9 protein-coding genes are annotated in these 11943 nt (G+C 51.3%); 4 read left to right on the top strand and 5 right to left on the bottom strand.

Translation table 11 applies throughout. From position 1 onward, the window contains the following. Positions 1-256 precede the first annotated feature (256 nt). Entirely contained in the window at positions 257-1039 is a 783-nt protein-coding gene (locus EYC87_RS03240) for an SDR family NAD(P)-dependent oxidoreductase (protein WP_279251597.1), read from the top strand. A gap of 59 nt (positions 1040-1098) precedes the next feature. Here EYC87_RS03240 and EYC87_RS03235 read toward each other — a convergent pair whose 3' ends face one another. Further along, positions 1099-2334 (bottom strand): cytochrome P450, encoded by a 1236-nt coding sequence (locus EYC87_RS03235; RefSeq protein ID WP_279251596.1) that lies wholly within the window; start codon positions 2332-2334, stop codon positions 1099-1101. A gap of 38 nt (positions 2335-2372) precedes the next feature. Further along, positions 2373-3173: an enoyl-CoA hydratase/isomerase family protein gene (locus tag EYC87_RS03230; protein WP_279251595.1), complete on the bottom strand. Its 801-nt coding sequence runs from the start codon at positions 3171-3173 to the stop codon at positions 2373-2375. An 83-nt stretch (positions 3174-3256) separates the two neighbouring features. On the opposite strand from EYC87_RS03230, the gene EYC87_RS03225 reads away from it, so the two are divergent. From EYC87_RS03225 to EYC87_RS03215, 3 genes are all read left to right on the top strand, one after another. Beyond that, positions 3257-4120 carry an SDR family NAD(P)-dependent oxidoreductase gene (locus tag EYC87_RS03225; protein ID WP_279251594.1) on the top strand — a complete coding sequence of 288 codons (864 nt, stop codon included), beginning with the start codon at positions 3257-3259 and terminating at the stop codon, positions 4118-4120. 256 nt (positions 4121-4376) lie between these two features. Continuing rightward, positions 4377-5318, top strand: a complete 942-nt coding sequence (rluF, locus tag EYC87_RS03220) for a 23S rRNA pseudouridine(2604) synthase RluF (RefSeq protein ID WP_279251593.1) — start codon at positions 4377-4379, stop codon at positions 5316-5318. Between the two features lie 8 nt (positions 5319-5326). Continuing rightward, complete coding sequence (locus EYC87_RS03215) at positions 5327-6616, top strand: BaiN/RdsA family NAD(P)/FAD-dependent oxidoreductase (RefSeq protein ID WP_279251592.1); 1290 nt, start codon at positions 5327-5329, stop codon at positions 6614-6616. Here EYC87_RS03215 and EYC87_RS03210 read toward each other — a convergent pair. The 3 genes from EYC87_RS03210 to EYC87_RS03200 form a co-directional block, all read right to left on the bottom strand. Next, positions 6568-7035, bottom strand: coding sequence for a GFA family protein (locus EYC87_RS03210; RefSeq protein ID WP_279251591.1), 468 nt, complete (start codon positions 7033-7035; stop codon positions 6568-6570). The genes EYC87_RS03215 and EYC87_RS03210 overlap by 49 nt on opposite strands. Continuing rightward, a complete protein-coding gene (locus EYC87_RS03205) occupies positions 7028-9898 on the bottom strand; it encodes a sulfatase-like hydrolase/transferase (protein ID WP_279251590.1) in 2871 nt (956 codons plus the stop codon). The genes EYC87_RS03210 and EYC87_RS03205 overlap by 8 nt, the downstream gene beginning before the upstream one ends. Positions 9899-10024: 126 nt before the next feature. Beyond that, positions 10025-11926, bottom strand: coding sequence for a glycoside hydrolase family 2 protein (locus tag EYC87_RS03200; protein WP_279251589.1), 1902 nt, complete (start codon positions 11924-11926; stop codon positions 10025-10027). Positions 11927-11943: the final 17 nt, after the last annotated feature.

Below are 11943 nucleotides of genomic sequence, written 5' to 3'. Positions count from 1 at the left end.
TATGCATTTATGTACGCAGCCAGAGCGGCTTCCGATTATCCTTCTGCTGAGAAAGTACGGGTTCAGGACCTTGTGCTTTAGCAGCCAAAGACCAACAATATTGTTCACACCCCCCAAAGGCACTACGATGAATCAAAGACGGAACTTCAGTATCTCCGAACATAATGCTGAAATAGGCTCTCGAGGAATTATCCAGATGTGCCATTGAATGCAAACTGTCAAACTCAATGATGACTTAGTGAAGTGAGGATCTAGCATGGCAAGACTACAGAACAAAGTGGCGTTGATTACCGGCGCAGCCTCCGGTATCGGCCTCGCCTGTGCGCAACGTTATGCCTCTGAGGGTGCAGTGGTGATAGGCACGGATATACAAGATCGTGAGGACTGGTGCTCTCTGGTAGGGGGCGATCCCGAGAATGCCTTGTACAAACTCGATGTCACTGACGGTGCTGCGCAAAAAGCCATAGCTGACGACTTGATAACCCGATTCGGTCGCATTGACATCCTACTCACTGCCGCCGGTGTCGGCGCCGGTGGCCCGATTAATATGCTTGATGAAGACGCCTGGGACAAGGTTGTCGATATCAACCTTAAAGGGACCTTCCTGTCGATAAAGGCGGTCATTGATCAAATGATGGCCCAGCGGTCCGGCAGCATCATCACCATCGCCAGCGTAGAAGGCATTAATGGCACCGAAGGCGGCAGTGCCTATAACGCATCCAAGGGTGGTGTTGTTTTGCTGAGCAAGAACGTCGCTATTGACTATGGACGCCTGGGTATACGCTGCAATGCCATATGTCCGGGCTTTATTGAGACACCAATGCTTGAGAGTGTGATGGACGCAATGCCTGAATTCAGAGCCGACATTGGTAAACAGGTGAAGCTGGGGCGTTTCGGTCGCCCGGGAGAAATTGCGAGTGCAGCTCTGTTTTTGGCGTCGGAAGATTCATCCTATGTCACCGGCCATTCACTGGTGGTCGACGGTGGCTACACCGCTGGGCATAGTCATGGCATCGTTGAGATGCTTGGACTGGTATAAGCGATCGTCATCGGTAAGACCTGGTGAGCGCTGTGTATTATCGGCTGACTGCTTTTGCTTCAGGCAGCGCTCATTCGAAGCTCCAAGCAATGCAACCTTCGCACAAAAATACTGGAGACGTGCTTTTCGGAATGCTCGCTCTGTAACGAGAATTTTTTCGTTCGCTGCAACAACTCCTCCAGAATTATCCGTGTTTCCATTCGCGCCAGCCTTGCGCCGATGCAAAAATGAATGCCATGACCAAATCCTAAATGCTCATTTTTATTTTCCCGATTCAAGTCAATCATTTCAGGGTTACTGAAGACAGTCTCGTCACGATTCGCCGCAGCCCACAGCAAAAACACTTTCGCTCCCGCTGGAACAGATATGCCCGCTATCTCTGTTTGATGCAGCACAGCTCTGTAATGCCCTTTGAAGGGAGTCTCCAAACGCACAACTTCTTCAATATAGCTTTCAATGAGTTCTGGGGACTGTCGCAGCCGGCTCTGCAGGTCGGGGTCTCTGGCTAAAATACGAATAGCACTACCAACCAGGCTGGATGTAGACTCGCCGGCTGCACCAACTAGCACTATCGCGATAGCAACGGCCTCTTCCTCGTCAATCAGACCCTCTGTGACGCCTTGGGCCAAATCATTCAATACGCAGTCTACTGTGTCCGAGGGATCTGATTGAAGCGCACGCTGGAAATGGCCCCTCAGGTAATGGCTCATCTCTGCGGTGGAGGCACCAAGCTCAACCATACGTTCAAGGGTAGCAGTACCCGCCAAAATATCGCCACCGCTGAAGGACCAATCAAGTAACTTGTCGAGATCTGCTATCGGCAGTCCCATGAGTCTGGCCATAACCAGGACCGGTATTGCGTTAGCGAGCCCGCCTATGCAGTCTCCGCCACCCTGCGCCAACAGTTGACTCAGGGCTTCGCCCGCCCAGCTCCGCACCTGAGACTCCATCGCCATTACTTTACGGGCCGTCAGTTGCGGCATCACCAGCTTTCGATGAACGGAGTGAAAAGGCTCATCAGCATTGGCGATCGCATCTACTGTGCCTCCAAACTGAGAAAAATCAAACAGGGTGGGCTGCCCCGAACTGTCACTAATTAATACGCCGGTCAGGTTAGCTGAGAAGTCTTGCTGATTTTTCAATACCTGATGAATTAATTTCGGCGAGGACACCAAATAGACTTCTGTATTTGGCACTTGATACACGGGCGCGTGCGCAAGCAACTCACGATAAAAGGGATAGGGATTTTCAATCACTTCTGGATCGAGCAATTGAAAAACAATACTGTTCACCATGCTAAGAGCCTTGCCTCAAAATATTTTTGCCGGAGCAATTAGTAACTATGCACTTCGGCAACAGACTGGTCGGCATCGTATTGTTGCTGACAATCTTTCATAGCCGCTAGCGCACTTTCGCTCACAGCGACCTGCTGAAACGTCTCTTGTTCAAATGCCATTGCCTGCTCAAGCGGCAGGTTTTCTGCGCGGCGCAAGACCCGCTTCAAACCCTGTAATGCACCTGGGGGTTTGAGCGCCAATTGCCGTGCCAACTGGCGAGCACAGGATAAAGCCTCACCTTTTTTCACCAATCGATTCACGCCGCCCAATTCCATCAGTCTCACTGCGTCAAAGGCTGCCCCGGTAAGTACCATTTCGGTGGCGGCACTAATACCAATAAGACGGGACAATCGACTACACCCGCCAATGCCAGTGGTCAGACCCACGTTAACTTCTATCTGAGCGAAGCGGGCCTGTCGTTCAGTGACACGAAAGTCACAAGCCCAGGCCAGTTCGGCGCCACCACCAGATGCGTCACCGTTAATGGCGGCAATGCTGACCACAGCTTCATGAGAAAGCTCTGCCAACGCCCTAAACCAACCGTCGCCTACACCGGTGCACTCTCGTCCCTCAACACCGGCAATCAAATCTTCCAACCAGGCGTGCTCAAACCAATGCGGTGAAAGATCAGAAACCAGAATGACGACCCTGCTCCCTTGCTCACGCGCGGCCTGCAGCGCGTCGGCCAACTCATCGATCGCAGCCCAACAAAGTTGATTTTTCCGTTTTTCGTCTCTAAAGCTCAAGACCGTGACTAGGCCATTGTCACTGCTCTGGCAATGAATAAAATCGCTCACTTTAACTCGCCTTATCCGGGTTCAGGTTATGATTGTGACAGAAACGGCTTAACAGGCCAGCGCAAACTTGTAGGGAACAACGCATGTCGCTAGATTTTGAGCAACAAACTGTACTGATCACCGGCGGGAATCGAGGACTGGGGCGCGCATTTAGCAAGTGCCTGGCCGCCGCTGGCGCGGAGGTGATTATTCATTCTTCTGGCCGGGATAACAGCGGGCAAGAGCTCACCCGGGAGATTATTAGCGAAGGTGGTCGCGCGCACAATCTTCCCATGCCGTTGGAGGATGGAGCCAAACTTATCAGCGCCTCCTTGGCTAAAACGTCGCGCCTGGACGCTGTGGTGCACAGTGCTGGAATGGTCCGGGATTTCAGTATCGGAAATCTTGAGCAAAGCGATTGGGACCAGGTTATATCAATGCATCTGACTGCAGCCTACCAATTGGCCAAAGCAGTATGGTCCACGTTTCGAGAACAAGGCTTTGGCCGCCTTGTTTTTATTTCATCTGCGGCTGGACTTTACGGCAACTTTGGCCAGGCAAACTACGCAGCAGCCAAAATGGGTCTTTACGGCCTGTGCAATACAGTAGCGATCGAGGGGGAAAAGCATGGTATTAGCGCTAATACTGTGGCGCCATGGGGAGCCACCGACATGAATCGCAAACAAATGAACGAGGATTTAAGATCCCGGGTACGCGCCGAGCAGGTCGCACCGCTGGTCGCGTATCTATGCCACCCGGAATGTCAGGAAAGTGGGAGCCTGTTTGAAGCAGGTGCAGGTCGTTTCAAAAAAATGCGCTGGGAGAGCAGTCGGGGACTCGCTCTGAACCCTGAAACAAACCCATCCATTGATGACATTGCCTCGGGCTGGCATGAACTCATCGACTTCAGCATCAGCGAACACCCCGCCCATATTACGGATGCGCTGGCCCGCCTGCTGGAGCGTTAAAGCACGATATCCACCTGAACCAAATTACTGAAAAAACAGATATGCAAGGCAGAACTGCAGTTCACTCCAAGGGCAAAGACACAGGGATTAGCGCTGGCCCGGATAGCCGCCTATTGAGTTAAGCGCCAAACGTACTGCACTGGCAACGCTCAGGGGACGCATAGGTAGGAACCTTCAGCCCGGCTACCTATGCCCTACCGCTTGCCTAAAAATGCTATGCTGCGTCTTTTCAGCAGCGGAATCACAGGCGCGTTCAGTGGACCCCAACAACAGCACCCGGCTTAACAAGTTTATCAGCGAATCTGGTCATTGCTCTCGCCGTGAAGCCGATAAACTTATCGCCAGTAATCGCGTAAAAATTAATGGTACGCGCCCCGAGCTCGGCACCAAAGTTGAGTCTGGTGACGTGGTTACGGTTGATGGGCAGGAGATAATGGGTAGCGCCCCGGGCAAATCGGACCGCGTCTATATTGCCTATAATAAACCGGTAGGAATTACCTGCACCACAGAGCGGAGCGTGCAAGGGAATATCGTAGACGCTATCGATCACCACCAGCGTATCTTTCCCATTGGTCGCCTGGATAAACCGTCTGAAGGACTGATACTGCTCACCAGTGACGGTGATATCGTCAACAAAATCCTGAGGGCGGAAAACGCCCATGAAAAGGAATACCTGGTCACTGTTAACAAGAGCATCGGTAAAGGTTTTAGCGAAAAAATGGCCGGCGGGATTCCCATACTGGACACCGTGACCAAGCCTTGCAAAGTCAGTGTTGTCAGGCGAAATGTCTTTAAAATCATACTCACCGAGGGACTCAACCGACAGATCCGACGGATGTGCGAATTCCTCGATTACGAAGTAACCCAGCTTGTGCGTCTGCGCATCATGAATGTGCATCTCGGTAAACTAAAGGTTGGCCAGTGGCGTAACCTGACTGAACAAGAGATGGCCCAGCTCAACATAGCGATTTCCGGTTCCACCGGTTCTCCGCCAAAAAAGTCTTCTCAATCTGCAGCAAAGAAGCGTAAGCCTCAGCATCGCCTCAAAGGTACTGGCAGTGACGCCAAGCCAGCTAGAAAGTCCGCAAAAAGCAGGCATAGCTCCAGCAAAAACAAGGACTCAGGCAGCGACAGTCGACGCTCTGCGCGCAAGCCAGGGTCGAGAAAGTCACCGACTTCCTCCAAGAGACGGAAGTAGGCTACCTCTTGCCGACTCTGCCCGACGACCAAAGCGTTGATGTCATTGTACTTGGAGCAGGCGCTTCCGGTCTTTTATGCGCCGCCGTAGCGGCCAGTCGCGGTCTTTCCGTATTGGTGCTTGAAAAAGCGAACAAGGTCGGCAAAAAAATCCTGATGTCCGGTGGTGGCCGCTGTAATTTCACCAATTATTCAGTAGAACCAGAGAACTTTATTTCCGGAAATCCACATTTTTGTAAGTCGGCGCTAAAGCAATATTCCCAGTGGGATTTCATTGCCATGGTAGACCGCTATAACATCACCTACGAAGAACGCAAACATGGACAGCTTTTTTGCGTTCACTCAGCTCGCGATATTCTCGACATGCTATTGGCAGAGTGCGAATCGGGCGGAGTTTCAATTAAATCAAAATGCGAAGTAGAACGCGTTGAAGCCATAGCCGAAACACAGACTGATAGCCGCTACAAACTCTGCACGGTCGACTCGGATGGCGCTCAGAACTTTTTCTGCCGTTCACTGGTTGTGGCAACGGGGGCCTTGTCGATTCCCACACTGGGCGGTAGCGGCTTTGGTTATGACTTGGCCCAACAGTTTTCTTTACCCCTGACCGAGCGACGCGCGGGACTGGTACCGTTCATGTTCAGCGATGCGCTAAAACCAATATGCGAGCGTCTTTCAGGTCTATCAGTTGAAGTAGAGTTGCACTGTGGCACACAGTCTTTCCTCGAAAATATCCTGTTCACTCACAGGGGCATCAGCGGACCCGCCGCACTGCAAATATCTAATTACTGGCACCCCGGACAGGAGCTGAGTATTAACCTTTTGCCGGGGCAGGCCGCTGGTAGCTGGTTATTGGAGCAAAAGCACGCGTTCGGAAAAAGTTTGCTAAGAAATCGACTGCAACAGCAGCTGGCAAAACCACTGATCCGTGAGCTGCAAGCGCTATGGTGGCCCGAGCTGGCCGACACACCGCTGGCAGAGTGCAGTGACTCTCGGCTAGTAGAGATTGGATTACTACTAAACCGCTGGTGCGTTAAACCGTCAGCAACCGAAGGCTATAGGACAGCCGAAGTGACTTTGGGCGGCGTCAATACAGACGCCATCAGCTCAAAGACGATGGAGGCAAAAGAACACCCGGGCTTATTCTTTATCGGTGAAGTCGTCGATGTTAGTGGCCACTTGGGTGGCTTTAATTTTCAGTGGGCCTGGTCATCAGGCTATGTTGCCGGCCTAAACTGCCAGGGGCACAGCTATTCTTGGGCACCTGCGGCAGACAAAGAGCGAAGCACCGCAAATTGACTCCTCAAGTACCCCTTATACTTTGGTAATTCATCTTCTACTTCTGCACAACGCGAACCATAAAATATATGCATCTTTACCGGGGGTAGCATGCGCTCATCAGCGTAATTTTGTGCCGCTATGAAAGCGAGTCCCTTGGCACCAGAACCGGCTATGGCCATCACCGGTTTACAGCATTGCGAACAGGTGCCTCGCTCAATACCGACAATTTTGCGGTACTTTTTAAACTGAATTTCGTGCGCTTCTGGCAATATCACATCACTCAACTTTAATACTGTCGCATCAGCAAAAGGCTGTTGATAGAGCTTTTGGCAAATTGAGCAATGACAGTAAAAACGCAGGACGGGGGGCGCTACAACTTTAAAAGTAGAAGCGCCGCAGGGGCAGCTACATTGCTGGATAACATTTGGATCAGTCATCTTTCATGCCTCGGTATTGCAATATCGTAAAGCCTCTATTATAAGCCAAAAAACCCAGTGACAATGCCAATATCAGCAGCCCCAGAGTTGGGAGCGTGGGTACAGGAATACCCAGTATTCTGGCAATGGCCTGCTCGATCGCCCGAAGATCCTCTGCATTGGTGAGGCCATCTTGGTTTACATCGTAGAAGCTGGAGAGCCCCCAGGATATCGTCACCTGTTCTGCAAGCGCAAGATCGAGAGTATTCACAACGCCATCTCGGTTGCCATCCTCAGGGTTCCAGTTACCCAGAGCCTGATATTGTTGCAGGTCCCCTCGGAGTACTTCCAGTGCCAGACTCGCATCGTCTGTCAATGTGTCCTGAGCTAGCAAATTTAAAGATTCACGATCGATAAGTGGGTCGCCATTTGCATCCTTGATTAAAAAGAGCTCGTCAATCTCGACAGTTTTTGGCCCATTACTCTGCGGATCAAAATCAACCCAGCTGGTAACAACATATTTATAGGTCTCGGTCGCCGCAGCTTGTTGCGCGGTCGGTAGCACGGCCAAGGGCGACTCACCCAAGCCATGTAAAAACTGATTAACAGTCCAGCAATCGTTGAATCCTGACGAGGGGATAGGTGACCCCGCAGCTGTAACACCTGTCGCTTCGGCCCCAAACCACACCCCATTGTTGTCCTCACATACGCCTTTGTTGATAGGGGTGACGGAGCATGCAGTACCCAACGCGCATGGCGGGTTAAAAGCATTGTTAGGCTGAACATTGGGTGCAACATTCACTGCTATTCGACTGCGCTGGTTAGCTGTCCTCGCATGAGCTAGATTACCAGCGATAGAGACGGGGTCGAAAGGAGAACTACCGAGGCCTAAGTCTAAGCCTGCGGCATCTGATATCACGCCATAGATATCAATAATGCTCGCCAAACCGTGACGCGGTAAACCCACGTCACTGACTCCAGCGCCCGCTATTATTAAAGGTACTTGTACTCCTGACTGGTAGACCTGTCCTTTGGCGCGAGTCGGATCGAAGGGTAGGTTTACTGAGTAGCCGAGCGTTCCGTTGTCACCGAAAATAACAATCAAGGTCTTGGCACCTGCCGCCGTAAGCTCCAGGGAATCGCCAGGGCCAGATCTGGTCATCAGTCCCGACTCCAACAGTACTCTGCCTATTTCTTCGGACATAACTGAGATAATCGATTTTTGTAGGGATCGTTGGTCAATTGAATTGTTGCAGTCAAAAGAAGAGCTAGTTGTTACCCCTATGCCCGCAGCACCGAATGTCTGTGGAATTTGCTGCAGTGGAGTATGGGCGGCGCTATAGCTAACGGCGAGGAAGTAAGGCTGGTCACTATTCTGTGCGTTGATCCAACGAATCGCTTCGTTAGATTCTACTGTGGTTCGGTATTCGCGCGCTGTAAACTCCTCAATCTCAATAGGCGCACCGACTTGGTCGGGTTTACTCATTTTTTCAAGATCACCAACGTAATAGGCGTTTTCCATTTCGAAATCGATAAAAGACGGCGGGGGCGCCGTGCACTCGGCTCCAGGGTCAAATACGCCTCCTTGTTCCATGCAAGTGCGTCCCGGCTCCGCGGTACCGCCCGATACGCTGATAACAGTGCAATTTACATTCGCCAAATAACAGGCGCCGGTGTCAGCGCCGTGAGTGGGGTCACTGGCCAAGCTGGGCACGAATCCACAGCTGTAGGTTCCTTTGGAGGCAATACCACCTGCGGTAGAGTCTATAGACCGAAGGAAGCCATGAACGTTGCCATAGTAATAATCGAAACCCGCCTCGATGGGTGTGGTCTTCTCTGCTTCGTTATTTTCGGGGCCACCCATGTGCCACTTGCCCACCATGGCGCTGGTATAACCTGCGTCATTGAGATGATCGAGCAGTGTGTCCTGGTAGGGGTTCAGCTGCGCATTAGCGAGGTCACTCGGCCCAAGTGCACCGGTGGTGCCAGACATGACAGGTAACTGCCCCGTGAACAGAGCGACTCGCGATGGGGAGCACTCTGGCATGGCCCAAACGTTGGTAAAACGCGCCCCTGCACTGGCGATTTGATCAAGCGTTGGGGTGGCTGGTGGCACATCGCCACCATAGCCAAAGGTCGCCAGTTGATCTAATCCCACATCATCCATAATGAACACCACAACGTTGGGTTTAGAGCCACTGAGTGCCAGCCCATTAGTTTGGCCTTCATAACTGTTGAGACAGGCGGCAATCGAGTTGGCGCCTGAACCGTTTCTTGGCAGCCCCGCTTCAAGGCCGACTTTTACTTTTTCAAGCTGAGCGGCTTTGCTGGGGAGAGTGTGCAGATAAGGCGCGATACCTTTGCAGTCATGAAGGCCGCGCATTTGAATCAGTCTTACGGTGCCTCCTACTGACTCAACGTTGCTGAGTTCGTCGATATCAGTAAGATAATCGCTAAAATCTATATCCAAAAATCCGCCAACATGAGACACATTCTGGAGCCCCTCCAGAGAGGACAGCCTGTCATTAAACGCGATATCCAGAGCGCCATGAATGCGTGAAATTCCATCTAGGCCTTTTAGCGTTTTAAGGTGCGAGTTGTAGATGACCCGCAAGGTCCCATCTATCTGCGTAAGCTGACTGAGGGGTTGTAGCGAAATAATATTACCGGGAGAACTCTCCTCGATAATCAGGTTATGGACTGATGAACACCCCGCATAATTGCTTGCAAAGCTATTGATGGCTTGCTGATTATCGAGCACAACCTCATCTGAGCAGCTAGCCGCTGCGGCCTGTTGCGCGCCGACGCTAAAAAATAGGATGACGGCCCTAAACCATAATGTAAGTCCGGAAGTGTTATGTGCATCTTGTTGACTTATATTCATCTAATAACTCGCTTGTCACCAAACAACAGCCGAACCTCAAAATAGTAACAGCCCGGCCGTGTTCGGTTTATCAAAAAAAGTTTCTTTCTGAGGGGCATCCTCATACTCAAGTGCTTGAAGACTACATCAGTCACCCCCATTCAATTTAGAGATTACCTGCTCGTTTATCTCAGTGAGACGTGCTGGTGAAATCTTGAATAGCCGTCTGTCATAGGTCATTAGGCCATTAATCTCACTTTCTACATCGGTTGTCTGGGTATAAATTGCTCCCGCCAATCCTCGCGGCACAAGGTTTTCGATAAGGAGCAGCATTTCCATGTAAGCTGCTTCGTAACCGCCTTTGCTTTCAAAAGCAGCATAACCCCATCCTTTGTCTACTGAGAGATGGCCAGCCAAGGGCAGACCCAAGCCGCCAAATTCTCCGTACACCAGAGCTCGATCGAGCGGTAATTGGTCGACAAACGCAGCTTCGCGTCCATACACATGTAAATCGAGAATATCGCCAGCACCAGTGTCGAACCATCCACTAGGACCGTCTACCAAACGACCGGGATCTCGCTCGCTCACTGCGAAAAGTACCGTGTCGGTATCAAACTGTCCCCAGGCTTCATTGAAAGGCACCCATGCAACAACACTTGTGAAAGGCTCGAGATAGTCAATCATTGCGGCCAGTTCTGATTCGAATAAAGCGGCGGATATCGGGTTACGAACCATGTCTCGCCAAGGCTTTTCGGCGAATAGAGCTGCGATAATGTCCCAGGTCTGGCGTAGTATCTGAGTATAGCGGCTGGCACCACCGTCGCCGGTAGGCATGTCTTGCCAAACCAGCAGTCCCATGCGATCCGCATGCCAATACCATCGAGCTGGCTCCACCTTTACATGTTTGCGAATCGTGTTGAAGCCCATGCGTTTGGTCGCGTCAATATCGAATGCCAGCGCCTCGTCAGTTGGTGCGGTATACAATCCATCAGGCCACCAGCCCTGATCCAGAAGGCCAAGGTGAAACACCGGCTTTCCATTGAGGAATAATCTCGTAGTGCCTGCAGCATCCTTTAATGTCGCTACCTCACGTGCGCCGAAATAGCTTTCTATAACATCCAGCTCTTCTTCATTGCGTAGCATGCGTATTTTTACATCGTAAAGAAAAGGATCATCAGGCGACCAAAGACGAAGATTTTTCATCACAATACGGACTACAGTAGCGTCCCGCCCCGCTGCAGTTCGCACTTCTGCGACCAGTTCATCGCCAGAAAATACAGTTGCTTCCAAAACATCCGTAGGATTCTCTCCTATCGTTCCTATACGCAATTGCACCTCATTGGCGGCGAGGTCGGTGCTGCTGACCAGCTTGTCGATACGATCTGCAGGCACGACTTCCAACCAGACTGTCTGCCAGATACCGCTCACTGCTGTGTAACGTATACCGTGGGGAACCAGGTGCTGCTTGCCATATGCGCCGGGGCCGAGATTCGTTGGATCCCAAACGCCTACAATTAACTCCTGCGCCCCGTTGGAAACCAGTGAATCTGTTATGTCAAAAGTGAATGGATCATAGCCTCCCTGGTGAATTCCTTGCCTATAGCCATTAACCCAAACTTCTGCCTCCCAATCGACAGCTCCAAAATGCAATAACAGTCTTTGCTGATCGTTGAGCGAGGGGGTTTCGAAAGTATGCTGATACCAGAGCCTTTCATTCGGACCCAGTTGTTTTTGAACGCCAGAAAGAAACGATTCAATAGCAAATGGTACGACTATTTTCCCCTCAAAACTTTTGGGCTGTGGCGCGTCTCGCTGGGTAACTGCATATCTCCAACGACCATTGAGATTCAGCCAATTATCTCGACGAAGCTGTGGACGCGGATAATCAGGAAGCGGGTTATCGGCATCGACGCTATCTGTCCAGGGCGTGGTTAGTGCCAGAACCTGTGTTGGCCGGGTAAAATCATAGATTTTGTATCCGACTGCACCTAATGCCCCAACGAGGACCAGTAGCAGGGCCGTAATTATCCGAAAAGAAAACCGTTTCATAAGAAACCACGATGCGT

It is taken from the genome of Candidatus Seongchinamella marina (assembly GCF_026262685.1).
Taxonomy (GTDB): Bacteria; Pseudomonadota; Gammaproteobacteria; order Pseudomonadales; family Halieaceae; genus Halioglobus; species Halioglobus marinus.
The sequence above is the reverse complement of the archived record's forward strand: the minus strand, read 5'-3'. Positions and strand labels throughout refer to the sequence as shown.